Origin of the sequence: Stenotrophomonas sp. PFBMAA-4 (genome assembly GCF_030053215.1) — a bacterium.
In the GTDB taxonomy this organism is placed as follows: domain Bacteria; phylum Pseudomonadota; class Gammaproteobacteria; order Xanthomonadales; family Xanthomonadaceae; genus Stenotrophomonas.
This window is the reverse complement of record NZ_JASGBW010000002.1, coordinates 153,674-171,449: the sequence shown is the minus strand read 5'-3', so window position 1 is coordinate 171,449 and position 17,776 is coordinate 153,674. Positions and strand designations below refer to the sequence as shown.

The following is a 17,776-nucleotide window of genomic DNA, read 5'->3' as shown; positions in this document are numbered from 1 at the left end:
TCGTAGATTTACTGCGTGGATTCGGCCAGCCCGACCGATACGTTGTTGAGTGCGTCAGTGCGTCTGGTGAGACAATTTGGCTTAGCGATTTCTCGGCCGATGAGCTGGCCTTAGCACCGCCGGGGGCCTGACAACTCATTCAAGCCGAAGTCGCTTCGCGGCTCGGCTTAGCTCAGGCGTTGAGTGTCCGCTTCTGGCCGAAAACAGTCGTGGGCACGACAAGGCAGCATCCGACCCATAGCGGCCATTGGCGCGGCCACCAAGCCTGCCGCTGGACTGGCTTGTTAGCCGGACCCGGCCGCCCTAAGATCGAGCTGTATCAAGGGGAGGCGCGCAACTCGGTGCATCGTGGCTAGCGCGCATGACCGGACCCACGGGTCCGTCTACTCGGCAGTTGGGTGCCAGTACAGCTATGACTGAACTTTGGGGTCCCATTTCGGCAACCGATTGGCATGCCACACCGTGCGTGGTCGGCCGCCCAGCGACCGAGGCTGATGTTGCGGCCGGATCTGCCGTCTTCTACGTACAGGGTGGTTCCACTCCAGCTCCAATGACCCTTCCATGCTGCGCAGTTCAGCTACTGGAGGATGGCGCTGAACAGCCTGTCGTCATTGTCCAGGCAGAGCTCGCGCAGCAGGGCACCATCTTGGGTGTACGGCCACTTTCCGGGGGAAATGGCATCTGCATGTCTACGGACGTTCGGTTGCTTCCTGTCGGCTTCGGTTCGCAGGTTGGCGCCTGACAGTTCATTCAAGCCCAACCGCGCTCCGCGGGGAGGCTTGGTTCCCGAGTCTTGAACGTCCGCTTCTGGCCGAAAGCGGACATTGCTGAAGCACCCGTTACCCAAGTCGGTTTGAATATGCCCTCCAGTGCCGCCGCTTGCTCAAGACTGGTAGCAGGGGCATAGTTATTTGGCCAAGTCGGATAGCTGGGGCTTCGTAGTGACCACTCCATCGGAACGGAATCGTCTTTGGTCCGCGGAAACGCAATCGGCAATGGAGGGGAAGTTGGGCCGGAAGCTCACCAGCGTGGAAAGCGACAAGATCTGGAATACAGGATCATTTCATGGGCTTGAGATGATCGATATGGCGATTCATTACTCGCAGTCTGTTGATGCTCTTGAAGCGTATCTCGCTGCGTTGCCGGAATGCGATCCTTTGCCCGAGCGATATACAAGACGCTTTTGACAAGCACCTCCTTCTGTTCTTCCTCGGAATCAGTATATGAAAGACGACTACAAGAACCTGGTGAGGAAGGCAGTCTCAGCTTCAACGTCCCTCGGCCTGCTGAGCGAGAACAATGCACCCTCTTTCAGCTCGGATGACATTCAAGCAAGCTTGATCTATCCCATCCTGTGGGAGTTTGAGGAACGCCTTTATTCGCTTGGACTCGACAGTTCGCGATCGCTCAATGGCAACTGCATCCAGGTCCATGATCAGCTGCAAGATCATCTGCAGCGTCGCGGCGTGGAGTCTCACATGACAATCGGCAGCATGCATGGACAGGGATGGGACTATTTTCCAACGTCTGTGGATGCGCTCCTGGCTGAAATGGCAGATCCCCATCCCGAACGGGAAATCCGAGCTCATACCTGGCTGACTCTCAATGACGGATCAGTGCTGGATTGGACTGGACAGGCTTGGTATGACACCCAAGTAAACGAAAACCACCCCGCTGGATCCTGCTTGGTCTATTTCCAGCAGGGCGTCCAGAACGAGACGCACTACTACCATCCCGTCCTTGTGGGTCGCGAGTACCTGATTCGGACCGGAAGCATTCGTCGCGTGCCCACCCGCTGACCGTTCGTTCAAGCCTGCGCCGCTGGGCGGCGTGGCCAGACTCAGGAGCCGCATCAGCCCGTTTCTGGCCCAAAGCAGCTGCCCCGCCGACATCAGGCGCGACAACGCCACAACCCCCCCGCCCAACCAATCCCCTACCCATTCGGGTATCCCTTCGCACTCAGCTTGGGATTGGGCCCCGCCCGGGCCAGCACCACACTGATCGCCTCTGTCGCAGAGCCTTTCGGCTCGAAGGAGGCCTCATGTTCAGATCCATCCTGCTGCTCGCGGCGCTCTGCCTGTCAGCCCCCGCGCTTGCCGACGTACCCCCGTTCCCCGACAGCTTCCATGCCAAGGAGGTGGCGGCGAACGGCGTGAACCTGCACGTGCGCGTGGGCGGAAAGGGGCCGGCCATCCTGCTGCTGCATGGCTACGGCGAGACGGGCGACATGTGGGCGCCTCTCGCTGCCGCACTGGAAAACACGCACACGGTCATCGTGCCCGACCTGCGGGGAATGGGGCTTTCCTCCCACCCGGCCGGCGGCTACGACAAGATGAACCAGGGGCGTGACATGCAGGCGCTGCTCGCCTCGCTGGGCGTTGAACGCTACGACATCGTCGCGCACGACATCGGCAACATGGTGGCCTTTGCGCTGGCCACGCAGCAGCCGGAGCGGGTCGGCCGGCTGGTGCTGATCGATGCGCCGGTGCCTGGCGTGGGCCCCTGGGACGAGATCCTGAAGACGCCGCTGCTGTGGCACTTCCGGTTTGGCGGCCCGGACATGGAGCGGCTTGTGGCTGGCCGCGAGCGCATCTACCTGGATCGCTTCTGGAACGAATTTTCCGCGCATCCCGATCGTTTCGATGAACGCTCGCGCCAGCACTACGCGGCCCTTTACGCCCGCCCCGGCGCCATGCGTTCGGGCTTCGCGCAGTTCGCCGCGTTCGATCAGGATGCGGCCGACAACCGCGCGTGGCTGGCGGCCGGCAATCGTCTGTCCATGCCGGTCCTGGCGCTGGGCGGCGAGAAGTCGTTCGGCCTGACCATGGCCGTGGTGATGCGCGCTGCGGCATCGGACGTAACCGAAGGCACCATCGCAGACTCCGGGCACTGGATCATGGAAGAGAACCCCGCCGCCACGGTCAGCCGTGTCGTCGCGTTCCTGGGGGAAAAGCAGTGAACGCGCGTGCCATCGCTGCCGCGCTATGCGGCATTGCCCTCGCACTGGCAGCGCATGCAGATCCTGGCAGCGGACAGGCCCGGCTGACACCGGGCGAGATCGCCAGCCTGGGCAAGGGCGGCGCAGGGCCCGGCACTTCCGGCATCGACGGCATCCGTACCACCGTGCTGATGGGCGACCCCAGCAAGCCCGGCCCCTATGCCATCGAAATCCGTGTGCCGCCCCACACCCGGATCGCGTCGCACACACACCGCGATGCGCGAAGCGCGGTGGTGGTGAGCGGGACCTGGTACTTCGGGTACGGGGCCGCGTTGACCGAGGACCGCCTGAAACAGCTGCCGGCCGGCAGCTTCTACACCGAGCCGGCCGATGATGCCCATTTCGCGCTGACCCGTGATGACCCCGCGGTGGTCTACATCACCGGTGTCGGCCCGACAGATACGCACTTCACTCCGCATCCCCGAACTCGCCCGGGGAGGGCGGGCGGACCGATTGTCGAAACCTTGGTTATCTCCAATACTGGCCAGACTGACAGACCCGCTGTCTCTGCCGGCAAGGCGAAATGGGTGACAGTGCAATGACCCGGTCCCGAATCGCTCCGACGGTGCTGTCGCTGCTGCTGGCCATCAGCGCGCTGCTCTTCGCCTCGGCCTGCCTTGCCCAGCGCTCGCCGCCCGGGTTTGCGCCGTTCAAGCATGTGCGGGTGGCCGCCGATGATGGCGCGCCGGATGGCGTGCTGCGCATCGCGCAGACGGCCGATGGCTACCTGTGGTTCGCAGGTGACACGTTGTACCGGTTCGACGGTGCGACGTTCGAGCAGATCGACTGGCCCGAGGGTTCGGGACGACGGCACGCATCGCCCTCGGCGCTGATGACCGACAGAAAAGGCGAACTGTGGGTGGGCCTGCGCGATACCGGTGGCGTGGCGGTCTATCGGCACGGTGCCCTGCAGGACATGCACATGCCGGATCCTCCGCGAGGACTGGCCGCCTTTGCGCAGACGCCGGACGGGGCGATCTGGGCCTCCTCGCTCGGCTTGGACAAGCGGCTGCAACGCCTGGGCGATGCCGGTTGGGAGCGCGTGGATGAGAGGCTGGCGCTGCCCCCCGGCTACATCATGGATCTGGTCGTGGCCCGGGATGGTGGCCTGTGGGTCGCGCTGAGCGCGGAAGACGGCGGGAGTGGCACGCTGGCACTGCTGGCGCCCGGCGCAGACCGGTTCCAGATCATGGACGTGCGGTTGTCCGGGCGGCCCAAGATCGCCCTCGACCGCAAAGGCACCTTGTGGACCTCCGATGCGGCCGGCACCCGGATGCTGTTCGGCCCTGACGGTGCCCCTGCAAAGGGAGGCATCGTCTTTCCTGCCTTGCCGGGCACCTCGCGGGCCGCCTTCGCGTTCGACCACGATGGCGGGTTGTGGGGCACGACAGGCGCGGTGGGCGTATTCCACATCGCGGATCCCTTCACTCCGCGTGCCACGCCTGCCGGGAACGTGGATCCGTTCCGGGAAATCAACGGCCTCACCTCCGACATCAGCTACGTGCCGTTCGTCGACCGGGAGGGAAACGTCTGGATCGCGACCGAGAGCGGGATCGATCAGTTCCGGCGTGCGAGTGCGATCCAGGAGGCCGCGATACCGGCTGATCCCGCCTTTGGCTTGACGATGGCCAAGGCGCGCGATGGCAGCGTGTATGTCGCCACGCGGAGAACCCTGTTCCTTGCGCCGCCGGGAGCGGCCCCCACGCCGATCCGTACCCTCGACAGTGACGAGGTGTCGATGTGCCCGGCACGCGACGGTGGCGTGTGGGTGGTGGAGCGCAACCAGACGCTGCTGCTCCATGGCCGGCAGGCGGTGATCGGGCCGGGCTACCCGGGCGAGGAGGGGAGGATTGCCTGCGCCGAAGACGCGGGCGGGCGCCTCTGGCTTGGCCTCGCGAGCGGCCAGCTGATGTGGCGCGACGGGGACGGCTGGCACCGCGCGTCGGGCGAGCTGGCCAAGCTCAACCTGTGGGACCTGACCACCACGCCCGACGGCAACCTCGCGCTGATCGTGCCGCCGGACCTTGCGGTGCTGGAGGGGGACCGCCTGAAGACGATCCGGCTCGCCCCCTCCGGCATCGGTACGCCGTGGGCGATCCTGCCCGGCAATCTTCCCGGCTCGCGCGACCTGTTCGTGAGCGGCAGCAGCGGCCTGGTGAGGATGCGAGGCGACCGGCTGCGCCAGCTGGACGAGCGCCGCTTCCCCTGGATTACCTGGGTGCGGACGCTGCAGCAGACGCCGGATGGTGAAACGTGGCTTTTCAGCCGCACGGGCGCGTACAAGGTGGCCACGGTCGATTTCGATCGCGCCTTCGACGATACGCAGGCGCCGCTGCCGTATACGAAGCTTGATGCGCTGGACGGCCTGGCAAGTACCGTCCAGAGAGGCGGTTTCGCCGGCACCCAGAGCGTCCTGGCGGGCGATGGCCGGATCTGGTTCCTCAACCGGCAAGGCGCTGCCTACATCGATCCGGCGCACCTGCCGTCGAACAAGATCGCACCGCCCGTCACCATCCGTGCGCTTTCAAGTGGGGGGTGCACCTGGCGCGACCCGACGAAGCTCACGCTGGCGGCCGGCACCCGCACCCTCGACATCACCTACGCCGGCCTGAGCTTCACCGTGCCGCAGCGCGTCCACTTCAAGTACAAGCTGGAGGGCGTGGATGAGCAATGGGTCGACGCGGGCACGCGGCGTACCGTTTCGTACTCGAACCTCGGGCCGGGGCAGTACCGCTTACTGGTGATGGCCACCAACAACGACGGCATCTGGAGCCAGCAGAGCGCGCGGCTCGACATCGGGATCCGCCCGACGTTCGTGCAGAGCTGGCCCTTCCGGCTGCTGTGCGGCGTCGCCCTGGTGGTGCTGCTGTGGATGGCCTACTCGCTGCGGCTGCGGGCCGTCGCGCGCAGCGTCAGGTTGAGGATGGCCGAGCGCGTCGAGGAGCGCGAACGCATCGCGCGCGAACTGCACGACACGCTGCTGCAGGCCATCCAGGCCCTGACCCTTCGCTTCCAGCTGGCGGCGGATGATCTGCCGCCCGACTATCCGGGACGCGCATCGCTGGTGTCCGCGATCGATACCGCCGACCGGGTGATCGCGGAGGGGCGCGACCGGGTGCGGGAGCTGCGGACGCAGCAGGAGGGCAACATCGAGCAGGTGATGTGCGACCTGATCGCGCAGACGGGGTTCGATCCCGCCGTCCAGGTGGCAATGGCGGTCCATGGCTCGCCGCGCCGACTGGATCCCCTGGCACTGGAGGAGGTCACTGCCATCGCGGGCGAGGCGCTGCACAACATGCGCCAGCACGCCGCAGCGGGACGGGTGACGGTGGAGATCCGCTTCGACTCGAGTTTCGGCCTGCGGCTGGCCGATGACGGGGTGGGGATCGCGCCGGGCGTCGCCGCCAGCGGTGGCAGGGACGGCCACTTCGGCCTGGTGGGCATGGCCGAACGTGCACGGAAGCTGCGTGCCCGCCTGTGCGTGGAGCCGCTCGCCGACGGGGGCACGGAGGTCGTACTCTCAGTGCCCGGCGCCATCGCCTACAAGCGCGACGAGCGGCGCCCCTTCGGACGCTTCGGACGGTAAGGAACTACAGATGCAAGCCGCACCGCAAAATCCTGCCCGCATACGCGTCCTCGTCGTTGACGACCATGCGATGGTGCGCGATGGCATCAGCATGCTGCTCAACCGGCAAGCGGACATGGAGGTGGTTGGCGAAGCATCGGATGGGGCGGAAGCCATCGCGATGTACCGGCAACTGCTGCCCGACGTAACGCTGATGGACGTGCAGATGCCGGGCGTCGGCGGCGTGGAAGCCATTGCCGAGATCCGCCGGCTCGCACCCAAGGCCCGGATCCTTGTCCTGACGACCTACCCGGGCGATGCGAACGCCGCCCGCGCCATTCGGGCGGGTGCCATGGGGTACCTGCTGAAGAACGGCATCCGCTCGGAACTGGTCGATGCGGTTCGCGCGGTGCATGCCGGCCGTCGTGCGGTGTCTGCCGAGATTGCATGCGAGCTGGCGGCGCATGCTCTGGATGATCCGCTGACCGAAAAGGAAATCGCCATTCTCCAGCTGGTGGCGGATGGGCTGGCGAACAAGCAGATTGCTTCGCAACTGCACCTGTCGGTGGAAACCATCAAGGCGCACCTGAAGACGATCTTCGGCAAGCTGGGCGTCCATGACCGCACGCATGCGGTGACACTGGCGGCGCGTCGCGGTTACATCAATCCGTTTGCATCGGGCTGAGGTGGGTTGGTGGGGCTTTGGTCAGAGGCGAGAGTGAGCAGCGCCTTCAGGTCCCCACCTTCCCCCGATCCAGCTGCCGATAACCGATCGCCTCCGCGAGGTGTGCCGTCCCGATCCCCTCGCACCCATCCAGATCCGCAATCGTCCTCGCCACCCGCAAGACCCGGTGCATCGCCCGCGCCGACAACTGCAGCCGTTCAATCGCCTGCTCCAGCAGATCCTGATCGGCCTCGCTCAACCGCGTACACGCCCTCAGCGCCGCCGGTGGCAGATGTGCGTTCAACCCACCCCGCGCGCGCTGTCGTGCATGCGCCGCCTCCACGCGTGCCCGCACCACCGCGCTCGGCTCGCCCAGTGGCGTGCTTTCCCGCAGTTCCACCGCATCCATGCGTGCCACGCTGATATGCAGGTCGATACGGTCCAGCAGTGGCCCTGACACCCGCGCGCGGTAGCGGGTGATGCGCTCATCCGTACACAGGCAGCGATTGCTGCGGTCGCCAGCCCACCCGCACGGGCAGGGGTTCATCGCCGCCACCAGCTGGAAGCGCGCCGGGTACTGCACGCTGCGCGCCGCACGCGCGATGCGGATATGCCCGGATTCCAAGGGCTCACGCAGCGTTTCCAGTGCGCTGCGATTCCATTCCGGCAGCTCGTCCAGGAACAGCACCCCGTGGTGTGCCAGCGAAATCTCGCCGGGGCAGGGTGGATTGCCACTGTAAGATACACTTAAAGTCACTACCGTAACGATACGTATCTCATTGATACCAAAGGGATCCGGATAGTTTGCCTAGCTACCGGATTGAAGCTTATTGTCGCTACTGGATTAGAGGATCCTAGCTAATGGCGCTAATGATTGGTGGGACGCCCGAAAGGCTTCTGGGAGTAAGGTCTCGCGGACTTTCCGGACGCGTTTCTCTTCAAGACGGGGCGGTCGGCTTCGAGTCCTCGTTGGAACAGGACCTCATCGAACTGCTTGACTTCGATGCTCGGGTTACTGAGCTATTGGTCCAGCCGTTTTCGATCTATCACGAGGAAGATGGAAAGCGGAGACGCTACACCCCGGATGTGCGCGCCACGTTTGTTGGTGATAGACCGGAAGTTGTCGTCTACGAGGTCAAATACCAAGAAGAACTAAGGGCGGATTGGGACAAGTTCCGTGCTCGCTTTGGTGCTGCGTATCGCCACTGCCGCAATCATGGGTGGCGCTTTAAGGTTCTGACCGAGAAGCACATTCGTACCCCCTACTTGGGCAACGTCAAATTCCTGCGCCGCTTCCATCGGCTCGCGGAACAAGAGCTCATCTCCGAACAGCTCCTCTACACCCTCAGGGCGACCGGACCGACCAAGGTGCAGGCACTTCTGAGTGCGACTTATCAGTCATCTGAGTCGCGACTCAGGGCTATCCCGTCTCTGTGGAAAATGGTGGCTGACGGACGCGTAGGTTGCGATCTGACAGTGCCATTGACGATGGCATCCACCATTTGGATGGAGTCGTAGAATGGTTGGCATCTCTCGCAAGTTCTTGACCATCACCGCAGGCGTAGAAGTAGCCAGCGAGGGGCGACGTTACGTCGTTACAAACGTGATGACCCCCAGCTCAGTTCTGGCCAAGGACCTCGGGACCGGTGAGAGCAAGACCCTCCGTGTCGAGACGCTCAGCCGGATCTTGGAACCCGACGACGATCAGGGGCGCGCCGAGCGCGACTTGGCGCTTTATACCGACGAAGAGTGGGCCGAAGGGCAGCGTAGGCTCCAGGTCATCAAACCTCTCCTTGAAATGCCGGTGCGGTCCCGCTCTGACGTCGAGGCCATTGCGAAGTCTGCAGGAGTCCATTTCACCACCTTGTACAAGTGGCTCAAAGCCTTCTTGCTCTCGGGGCATGTATCTTCCTTGGTGCCCACCAAAGTTGGTCGGCGCACCGGCACAAGGATGCTTAGCCAGGATCTGGAGGCGGTCATTCGCTCGGTGATCGAGGACAAGTACTTGTCGATCGACCGAGGTACCGCGCAAGACGTGGTTGATGAAGTTAAAAAGCGCTGCAGGAAGTTGAAGCTTAAGGCCCCAAGCCACATCACCGTCCGCGCGCGGATCAAGGACATTCCTGTGGCGTTTGCGCTGCGCAAGCGCGGACGGCGCGACGATGCTCGTGATCAATATCAGCCCATCCGCGGCTCGTTCCCTGGTGCAGACCACCCTTATAGCGTCATCCAAATCGACCACACCCCAGCTAACGTCATTGTGGTCGATGAGGTCAGCCGCCTTCCGATCGGGCGCCCCTATCTCACCTTAGCCATCGATGTGCGAAGCCGCTTGGTGGCCGGGCTGTACCTGTCCATGGACCCGCCTTCAGCCGTCGCTGTTGGTTTGTGCCTCTCCCAGGCCATTTGCCAGAAGCGAGACTACTTGGTCAACCTGGGCGTGGCAGGCGATTGGCCGACGTGGGGTGTCATGGGGAAAGTTCACTGTGACAACGCAAAGGAGTTCCGGTCCCGCGCGCTTTCCCGCGCATGCGAGGACTATGGCATCGACTTGCAGTATCGGATGAAGAAGACTCCCCATTACGGCGGCCACATTGAGCGCCTGATGGGGACTGCAGCTCGTGTCTTCTTGGGACTTCCGGGCAAGACCTTCTCCAACCCCGCACAGCGAAAGGGCTACGACTCAGATGCCAAAGCGGCGATGACCCTCAAGGAGTTGGAGGCCTACTTGGTTGACTACATCGTCAACAAGTACCACCGTAACCTTCACACGGGCGTTGGCATGACCCCTCTTGCGGCCTGGGAGCGCGGGCTGTCTGGTTCGGCCACAGAGGCTGGCATCGGACTGCTGCCCATCCCAGAGGACCCGATGCGCGTGCAGTTGGACTTCATGCCGTACGAGGAGCGCACAATCCAGCGCTACGGGTACCAGCTGGATAAGGTGCACTACTACGACCCTGTTCTGGATCGTTACATCAATTCGGTCGACCCTGGCACGAAGAATAAGAAAAAGTTCCTGATTCGCCGCGATCCTCGAGACATTAGCGTCACCTACTTCTTGGATCCTCAAGACAACCGATACACCGCCGTCCCCTACCGAAACACGGGCTTCCCTGCGATTAGTCTCTGGGAGCTCAATGCAGCCAATGACGCCCTCAGGCAGGACGGGTTGAAGGACGTTGACGAGGACCAGATCTTTGCCACAGTTGATCGACTTCGCCAACGGGTTGACGATTCACTCAATGCCACCAAAAAGGCCAGATCGGCACGCCGCTCTGCTGCCCGGCGTCCGCCCGGCACCCGTCCTACGGCTCAAGTACAGCCGGAGCGATCGGTGCCGATCCCCGCGGCGGCCAACGACGAGAGTGTTCATGGGTACGCAGCACCCCCAGCGCTTAGGGTTGTCGATGATGCTTCCGATGAGCCTATTACTCCCTTCCAGGTGTCCTTAAAGCGATGAACACTGATCACCTACTGCCGGAAGTGGCCGAGGTTCTCGATGAACCTAACGAGCACCGTATTGAGTTCTGCCGCCAGGATCGCTGGGTGGGCTACACCGCAGCTACCAAGGCGTTGGATGAACTAGACGATCTTTTGAACTTCCCGAAGAATCTGCGGCCGAACAACATCCTGCTCGTGGCCGGAAGCGGAAACGGCAAGAGCTCCATCCTTGAGTACTTCACCAACAGGCATCCCATCCTGGTCACCCACGAGGGAAAGCCCGTGGTGCCTGTGCTTAAGATCGAGATGCCCAGTAAGCCCGATGAATCGGAGTTCTGGTCGCTCATCCTGTGGACGCTCGGCATCTCCCACAGAGAGGGGGATCGAGCTGCGCACAAGAAGCGCCAGGCCAAATCGGCAATGGTGAACGCCAATGTGCAGATGCTGGCGCTGGACGAGTTCAACAACGTGGCCGACGCTGGCAGAGCCACATCCGACCTGTTGGCCGCGATCAGAAACTTGAGCAATGAGCTGCGCGTTCCCATCGTTGCGGCCGGTACCGCCAAAGCCATCAATGCTTTGAACCTTGATCCCCAGCTGAAGTCACGGTTTGAGCCAATTGGGCTGCCACGTTGGAGCGCCGATCGGGAGTATCGGACCTTCCTTGCTTCCTATGAGCAGCTGCTGCCTCTGGCAAAGCCATCCGGTCTTAGTAAGGCAGAACTAGCCAACGCAATCTTTGCTTTGGCAGGCGATACAGTAGGGCAGACTGTGAAGTTGCTGCGAAGAGCCGCCGTGGAGGCCGTTGAGTCCGGCGCTGAGCAGATCAGTGTTGACTTGCTCAATGGACTTGCTTGGACCCGCTCCGATGCTTGGCAAGCAGTCGCCAAGGCAGTGTGATCTGTTTCCCTTCCACCGGGGCATACGCCCCGTGGAGGGCGAGCTTTTAAGCTCCTACCTACTGCGCCTGGCCGACGGCCATAGCGCTGATCCATATCGGTTCTACTCGCATCTTCTGCCGGGGGTGCAGATCTGGAATCGCGATGTAGATCGCCGGCCCCATGTTGCAATTACCGAACTGCTGGTAAATCGCTGCGGACTTCTGCCAGCGACAGTCGAGACGATGTGCTTGAGACAATACACGCAAGCCATTGAAGGGCTTGGTAGTGTTGGTGCCGAAGGGCGGGGAACTTGGATCAATCCCCTCGGGATCTTCCATCGCACTCGTGTGCTAAGCGGGCTGCAGGTATGCCCACTGTGCTTGGCGGAGGACGGCATCTATCGTCGTATCTGGCGGCTCTCCTTCGTAACGCATTGTCCGGTTCACCTAGTGCCTCTGTACGCTTGCTGCCCTACATGCAGGGCTCCAATAGTCCCCCATCGCCAGCTCAGGGGCTCCTCGCTATGCCACTGTTGCCACACCGATCACCTGGATGCATGGCATGGTTGGGACCATGCGGGCCCTTGCCCCACGTCGCAGCAGACGCTCATGGAAGGTCTGGAAGGGAGGCCTATCCCAACGCTAGCTGATCCAATACCCCTAGCGGATCTTGTGCGCGGCGTGACTCTGCTTCGGACTTGGGGAATGCTGCGCACGCCGGAGCAGGCAAAGGGCCATGCAATTGAGACAGACAGCGCGTTTGTCCGATGGATGTACTTCGATTTGATCCACGAGCTGGCATCTCAGTGGCCCCAATCCATTGATCGCTTGAATATTAAGGGTAGAATTTCCCGCCCGACCTTTGAACGGTATGCCCGGCCGCCCTGGATAGACTGTATCGCCGAACGCTTATCGGCCATTCCTCGGCTACGAGGGGCCAAAAAGAAGAGTAGATTGTCCTCTTGGCTGAGAGAGCTTGCATTGACCAAGCCAGTAGGCTGGAGACAGAAGAGGGCAATGGCGTTGTTGAGAGCAGCCTCGAAATGAGCACTCCGGCTCAAAAGCTGGCTGGTCGCTGGTGTGACAACTGTGGCCGCCAAGTGGACAAGATGCATCGCCTGCACAAGGGCAAGGGCTATTGCGCCTGCTGCTATGCAAGCGAGTTCAAGCCCGTGCCATGCTCCGGTTGCACCGGTACCGCGCGGATGCATAAACGGGACAGCTCGGTGCCCTTATGCGGGGCATGTCAGAGAGCGGGACGCGCCTGCATACGCTGTGGCGCACCGGTGCCTGTGGCTGGCAAGAGGGTGGGTGACAGCGCGGTGGCGTGTCCATCGTGCGCGCCACATTTCAGAGACAAGGAGCCGTGTTGGGAGTGCGGGCGGTCGAGCAGCAGATTGCTCTGGTCAGGTGAAGGAGACATCCTGACCAGGGTGTGCCCACCATGCAGCAACGCGTCCACCCACGCTACCTGTGTCTACTGCCGAAGACACAGACTTGTCGCCGGTCATACCGATGCTGGGACCGCCTTCTGCGTTCAGTGCGGTCCATCTGGCGAAGCCTGGCGCTGCTGCCCAGAATGTAGGCAGGTCGTCCAAGGGGCAGGCAGCGGCCGGTGCAGGTCTTGTATCAATCGGGATGTGCTACGACGCGAGACCCAACTGATCGCTGTCACGCTGACAGGCGACTGGGTGGCCAGCTTGCTTAATGGCTTCGTGTGTCGGTTGATGGAGCGCCAGCCCGACAATCCTGCGTTGCCCAAGATCCTGCGCTCTCACCTTCGATTCTTCTCTAGTTTAGATGAGCGTTTCTCTGCGCAGGAACACGTGCTTCCGCAGTCACTGTTGGATCACTTCACAGTGGCTGGTCTGCGTCGCCACCAATTAGCTTATCGTTACACTTGCGAAGTGCTGGGCATTGAAATTACTGAGGAAGGAAAGCAGGAGCACGTGGAGAGCGCGCGAGTAGCTTTGATCCTTGAAGAAGCACAGTCTGCCAATTGGAGCGATGACCTCTTTCAGTACAACCTGTGGCTCATAAAAGCTGACCGGCCGGTGCGGACTCGCAGGCTGTACTTATCGGCAGCTGCAGGGCTCATGCGCTCAGCAGGTGCCAGATCCTTCCTTGAACTGAATCAGCAATCTTTAGAGCTACACCTGGCGAGGGTGCCAGGGGCCAGGGCCAATCTCAGCTCGGTGCTACGATTTGCACGGGGCACGCTGGGCCACAATATTGCCCTGCCGCTGCGTCCCGCACGTGGAGCCACAGAACCCAAGCCAGTTCGCCGCTTACGGGCGCTGCTGAAAGCAATACAGAGGGATGGGTACTCGGCGGCGGTCGAGGATCTGGAAAGCGTCATCTCTATCGCCCTTAAGATACCGCTGCGATCCATTAGGGCCCAAAAATGGTGGCCCGAAAAGCGCGGCGAGCGATGGCATGTCGTTTCCAACAGTGAGGCCATACCCTGTCCCGCAGCGCTTGAGGATGTCGCATCAAGATGGGCACATACGCGAGGGGAGTCTTAGCGCACGCGCAACCAGAGGTGGCTCCATTTCCCCGCGCAGAGGAGTTGGCCTACCTGAGCGTGCCGGGCGGTATACCCTGGCTATGAGGCAGTTGTAGTGGCGGATAAGTGGGGCTGTGGGGGCAGGACCAGCCGACGCACCCAACTGGCGGCATGCTGTGGTCGGTCGCAGGCTGGAAAATGACACTGCCCGTGTTTGCTCGCCGGCCGACGCTGCACCAGTAGGCTCACGGTGCAGGCGTACCATTAGGCTCACACGATAGACACTCCCGCGCGGAAGGCGCAAGGTGGGCGCATGCGCCGACAGGAGGCACCTCATGAAGCCGAGCATCTTGGCTTTGGACCTTGAAGGTACGCTCATTTCCAATGCCATCAGTCAGATCCCCAGACCGGGTCTATACCAGTTCCTGGAAGATGCGCGATTCTTGTTCGACGAACTGGTGGTGTTCACCACGGTGCCCGAGTGCCGCTTCAGGAGCATTGCCTCTCTTCTTATAGATGAGGGTAGCGCGCCGGGCTGGTTCGCGCTGCTTCGGTACGTCGACTGGTCTGGTAAGACGAAGGACCTAAGCTTCGTGTCCGCGGTACAGGGGGCGGCGTTGTTGCTGGATGACCACGGCCCCTATGTCCATCCTGGGCAGGAGCACCTGTGGGTCGAAGTCCCCCTTTTCGGGTCACCTTATCCTGCAGACGATGATGGATTGAAGATCGCATTGAAGCGCTTACGGGAGCGGATTAGTGCTTTGGGGGGGCGATGAGGGCAGGAGTGGTTGGAGCGTCGAGAGATCTGGACGCTGTCAGACTTGGAAAAAGATGCGCCGGCTCGAGATCCGCATAAGCCGGATCAGCAGGGATAGAGTCGACAACCAGGCTTCAGCTCAATTGTAGATTCGACTGGATCAATGCCCCCCACGGAGGCATTTCTGCTACGTCTTGAATCGACGCGCCGTTGCCGCGCCGCACAGTTGCGCTTGTCCACTAGGGGTACTTCGATCGTCCGCTTCTGGCCGGAAGCGGACATCTACTGGGCGACTGACGGCTACTGGTCCCAAAGCAGACGCGTCGGCACCAAGCGGCACGACCAAAAAACAAGAGCCTGCTCTCGACCCATAGTGGCCATTCGTACCGCGGCCGATTCTACTGCTGGGGCCGGTTGAACGCTCGATTGTCCCAGTGGTTGACCGCTGGGTCCTTTCATTCTGGGAGGTGGCATGTCCCCGCTTCGTAGCATTCAGCCTGCTGACGCAGGGTGCTGCCGCCGACTCTCTCGGGAACCAATAGGCGATCTACGGAAGTTGCGCAGACTGGGCACTGATCGTGAACAGGCGCTTTGGTGCCGGGTCGAAGCGAGGCGGCTGCAAGAGGCGTCGGGAGAGGGCGAGCCTCTTGCAACCACCAAGTCGTGGTCAGTCGTGCCCCTTGGCGATGAATTGCTCCACAACATTCGACATGTCGAAGGATTTCCCGCCCTGCACCGGAGGGTAGTCCCTCAAGGTCTGGAGGTGTTCGTTCATGATCTGGCCCATCGGCCCCATCATCCACGAGACCTTCTGACAGAGATGGCCATACGAATCCGCAGTGTCGTAACTCTCAAATGGATCCATTCGCACATTGAAAACCAGTGGTTTGCTGCGGCCCTCCAGGGTCCCGTAGTAGCCGTCCGCAGTCGAGAAATGCCATTTCCAAGGGCCCATTCTCACCGCCGTCAGCTTGCTCTCGTTGTAGTGGAACAAATGATCCCTGGCGGAAGCGTCGGCTGTGCCAGTCCAGTAATCGAGGTTGTTGACGCCATCGATGTACTGGGCTTTCTCCTCAAGCATTTTCGACTTGATGTCGGGAACGCCAGCAATGGCGGCCAACGTTGTGAACATGTCTTGATGGGCTTGGATGCCGTTCTTGAGTTGCTGAGGCGCGATGACTCCAGGCCAGCGCAGCATCGAGATGACGCGCACGCCTCCTTCCCAAGTCGACATCTTCTCGCTACGGAAGGGCGTCGTTCCACCATGAGGCCAAGACGCGTGCTCCGGGCCGTTGTCCGTGCTGTACCAAACAACGGTGTCCTCCTCTAGCCCGTTCTCCTTCAACCAGTCCAAGACAATGCCGATGTCATGGTCATGCTGCAGCATGCCAGATCCATGCACGTCGGCTTCCGAGGTGTATTTCTCAGCGGCGTAGCGCCATTTCTCGTTTAGCCTCGTGTAAAGATGCATGCGGCTCGTGTTCAACCATACGAAGAAAGGCTCGCCAGCCTCTTGTGCGCTCTTCATAAAGGAAAGCGCAGGCGGAATGAACTCTTTCTCGTCGACCTCGTGCATGCGCTCTTGATGCAGTGGGCCTGTATCAATGATCTTTTGCTTTCCCACCCTGCCAAACCTCGGATCCTCGGTGGGGTCATCGATATCAGTCGCCCAGCTATGAATCACCCCTCGGGCTCCAAATTTCGCCTCGTAGGCTTCGACGCTCCCTGAGTACTTCTCCGCAAAGTTCTTGTAATCACGCTGCTGATCTTCTTCGGAGACATTGAGGTGGTAGAGGTTACCGAAGAATTCGTCGAAGCCGTGATTCGTAGGAAGATGTTCATTTCGGTCACCCAAGTGACTTTTTCCGAAATGCCCCGTGCGATAACCGGCACCCTTGAGTACTTCCGCCAAGCAGGGCGAGGCGGTTTGAAGGCCAAGCGCATCACCTGGCTGACCGACGGTGGTCATTCCCGATCGAATTGGATACTGACCAGTGATAAACGCGGCACGTCCAGCTGTGCAAGACGCCTGCGCGTAGTGGTCCGTAAAGCGGATGCCTTCCAGCCCGACCCTGTCAATGTTGGGGGTGGTGTAGCCCATAGTTCCAAGGCCATACGCACTGACATTCTGCCAGCCGATGTCGTCGCCCCAGATCACAAGAATGTTGGGGCGCTTCTTCGCTACGGAACTGCTCATGTCGAACTCCTACACGTGAGTGGAATGGGCTGAGCGGCAAACTTCTGTTGGCTCTTGATACTTAAGGCGCCAGCGAGGAAGCGGAGGAGCGGAGAGTGCATCCAGTCACCGCCGAATAATGTTTGCACGCAGTTGCGAGTCAAGAAACCGTATTACTACTTAGATCGAGCTTGGAGAAATGAAGAGCGTGATGGCCATCTGATGCCCGGCATTTCGCACCCCACTTGCGCGATGAACTGCTGGCGCTGGCTCGCCGGTGCACCAGTCGTAACGCCTTCGTGACTGGCACCTGTAAGTGCATTCGCCATAGAGGTCCGCCGCTGTTGTAGCGTCTGGTCGGCCTGGCCGAACGGCAGTTTGCTGCGTTGGCTTGCCGCTCAGGTGGTTCGCGTCTCCTGGTATGGTTCTGCGACAAGCTCTTGCTCTGCCGCTGATTAGCCGCTCTCGGGAGTAGATGAACGGTAAGGCGACCTTTGCTCCAGAACTTCCTTCGCGAGCAGTTCGGCGGCCTCGAGTGAGGCCCGGCAGGAGGGGAAGTCGACCATGTTTGCTGTGACCCGGGGAAACCCGTGGACCTCTACGGTGAGCACCCTCCACTGTGACCCACTGCCTCGCCAAATGTTGGCTGTGTAAGCGCGCCCATTTACGGACAGCGTGACGCTGTGAAACGACGCTGGAGCATGCCTAACAGCCACGTGTCACCTCACTGATCTACGCGCGCCCCTTATGAATGGCGGAGGCTTTGAATCAGTCTGGGGCGCGCGTCCC

General features: G+C 61.5%; 13 protein-coding genes and 1 pseudogene. 11 read left to right on the top strand and 3 right to left on the bottom strand.

The features are described from left to right. Positions 1–1,028: 1,028 nt before the first annotated feature. The 6 genes from QMZ26_RS02120 to QMZ26_RS02095 all read left to right on the top strand — a co-directional run bounded on the left by QMZ26_RS02120 (position 1,029) and on the right by QMZ26_RS02095 (position 7,248). A complete protein-coding gene (locus QMZ26_RS02120; RefSeq protein ID WP_283220411.1) occupies positions 1,029–1,187 on the top strand; it encodes a hypothetical protein in 159 nt (52 codons plus the stop codon). Positions 1,188–1,223: 36 nt separating this feature from the next. After that, positions 1,224–1,799 (top strand): hypothetical protein, encoded by a 576-nt coding sequence (locus tag QMZ26_RS02115; RefSeq protein ID WP_283220410.1) that lies wholly within the window; start codon positions 1,224–1,226, stop codon positions 1,797–1,799. 242 nt (positions 1,800–2,041) lie between these two features. Continuing rightward, complete coding sequence (locus tag QMZ26_RS02110) at positions 2,042–2,959, top strand: alpha/beta hydrolase (protein ID WP_283220409.1); 918 nt, start codon at positions 2,042–2,044, stop codon at positions 2,957–2,959. After that, entirely contained in the window at positions 2,956–3,540 is a 585-nt protein-coding gene (locus QMZ26_RS02105) for a cupin domain-containing protein (protein WP_283220408.1), read from the top strand. Before QMZ26_RS02110 ends, QMZ26_RS02105 begins: the two co-directional genes overlap by 4 nt. Positions 3,541–3,563: 23 nt before the next feature. Beyond that, entirely contained in the window at positions 3,564–6,584 is a 3,021-nt protein-coding gene (locus tag QMZ26_RS02100; protein ID WP_283220407.1) for a sensor histidine kinase, read from the top strand. 10 nt (positions 6,585–6,594) lie between these two features. Continuing rightward, positions 6,595–7,248 carry a response regulator transcription factor gene (locus QMZ26_RS02095; RefSeq protein WP_283220406.1) on the top strand — a complete coding sequence of 218 codons (654 nt, stop codon included), beginning with the start codon at positions 6,595–6,597 and terminating at the stop codon, positions 7,246–7,248. A 46-nt stretch (positions 7,249–7,294) separates the two neighbouring features. Here the strand turns inward: QMZ26_RS02095 and QMZ26_RS02090 are convergent. Next, positions 7,295–7,960, bottom strand: a pseudogene (locus QMZ26_RS02090) (ATP-binding protein); the annotation flags it as partial. Positions 7,961–8,097: 137 nt separating this feature from the next. On the opposite strand from QMZ26_RS02090, the gene QMZ26_RS02085 reads away from it, so the two are divergent. From QMZ26_RS02085 to QMZ26_RS02075, 3 genes are read left to right on the top strand one after another with little or no spacing between them, the layout of a single operon-like run. Beyond that, positions 8,098–8,745 (top strand): TnsA endonuclease N-terminal domain-containing protein, encoded by a 648-nt coding sequence (locus QMZ26_RS02085; RefSeq protein ID WP_345782652.1) that lies wholly within the window; start codon positions 8,098–8,100, stop codon positions 8,743–8,745. 1 nt (position 8,746) lies between these two features. Beyond that, positions 8,747–10,687: a Mu transposase C-terminal domain-containing protein gene (locus tag QMZ26_RS02080; protein WP_283220404.1), complete on the top strand. Its 1,941-nt coding sequence runs from the start codon at positions 8,747–8,749 to the stop codon at positions 10,685–10,687. After that, entirely contained in the window at positions 10,684–11,568 is an 885-nt protein-coding gene (locus QMZ26_RS02075) for a TniB family NTP-binding protein (RefSeq protein ID WP_283220403.1), read from the top strand. Before QMZ26_RS02080 ends, QMZ26_RS02075 begins: the two co-directional genes overlap by 4 nt. A 58-nt stretch (positions 11,569–11,626) precedes the next feature. Here the strand turns inward: QMZ26_RS02075 and QMZ26_RS02070 are convergent, their stop codons facing one another. Further along, entirely contained in the window at positions 11,627–11,887 is a 261-nt protein-coding gene (locus tag QMZ26_RS02070) for a hypothetical protein (protein WP_283220402.1), read from the bottom strand. Between the two features lie 1,352 nt (positions 11,888–13,239). Between QMZ26_RS02070 and QMZ26_RS02065 the strand changes: the two genes are divergently transcribed. Together QMZ26_RS02065 and QMZ26_RS02060 are read left to right on the top strand one after the other, a co-directional pair. Then, the gene (locus QMZ26_RS02065) at positions 13,240–14,073 is read left to right on the top strand and encodes a hypothetical protein (protein WP_283220401.1); all 834 of its coding nucleotides are present in this window, start codon (positions 13,240–13,242) and stop codon (positions 14,071–14,073) included. Positions 14,074–14,389: 316 nt separating this feature from the next. Then, entirely contained in the window at positions 14,390–14,830 is a 441-nt protein-coding gene (locus tag QMZ26_RS02060; protein WP_283220400.1) for an NIF family HAD-type phosphatase, read from the top strand. 648 nt (positions 14,831–15,478) lie between these two features. Here QMZ26_RS02060 and QMZ26_RS02055 read toward each other — a convergent pair. Next, a complete protein-coding gene (locus QMZ26_RS02055; RefSeq protein WP_283220399.1) occupies positions 15,479–17,008 on the bottom strand; it encodes an arylsulfatase in 1,530 nt (509 codons plus the stop codon). Between the last annotated feature and the right edge of the window lie 768 nt (positions 17,009–17,776).

What these genes read in the sequence shown, in the direction of transcription:
- QMZ26_RS02115 (WP_283220410.1), top strand. Translation starts at nt 1,224, where the DNA reads ATGAAAGACGACTACAAGAACCTGGTGAGGAAGGCAGTCTCAGCTTCA.
- QMZ26_RS02110 (WP_283220409.1), top strand. Translation starts at nt 2,042, where the DNA reads ATGTTCAGATCCATCCTGCTGCTCGCGGCGCTCTGCCTGTCAGCCCCC.
- QMZ26_RS02095 (WP_283220406.1), top strand. Translation starts at nt 6,595, where the DNA reads ATGCAAGCCGCACCGCAAAATCCTGCCCGCATACGCGTCCTCGTCGTT.
- QMZ26_RS02085 (WP_345782652.1), top strand. Translation starts at nt 8,098, where the DNA reads ATGATTGGTGGGACGCCCGAAAGGCTTCTGGGAGTAAGGTCTCGCGGA.
- QMZ26_RS02080 (WP_283220404.1), top strand. Translation starts at nt 8,747, where the DNA reads ATGGTTGGCATCTCTCGCAAGTTCTTGACCATCACCGCAGGCGTAGAA.
- QMZ26_RS02075 (WP_283220403.1), top strand. Translation starts at nt 10,684, where the DNA reads ATGAACACTGATCACCTACTGCCGGAAGTGGCCGAGGTTCTCGATGAA.
- QMZ26_RS02070 (WP_283220402.1), bottom strand. Translation starts at nt 11,887, where the DNA reads ATGGAAGATCCCGAGGGGATTGATCCAAGTTCCCCGCCCTTCGGCACC.
- QMZ26_RS02060 (WP_283220400.1), top strand. Translation starts at nt 14,390, where the DNA reads ATGAAGCCGAGCATCTTGGCTTTGGACCTTGAAGGTACGCTCATTTCC.
- QMZ26_RS02055 (WP_283220399.1), bottom strand. Translation starts at nt 17,008, where the DNA reads ATGAGCAGTTCCGTAGCGAAGAAGCGCCCCAACATTCTTGTGATCTGG.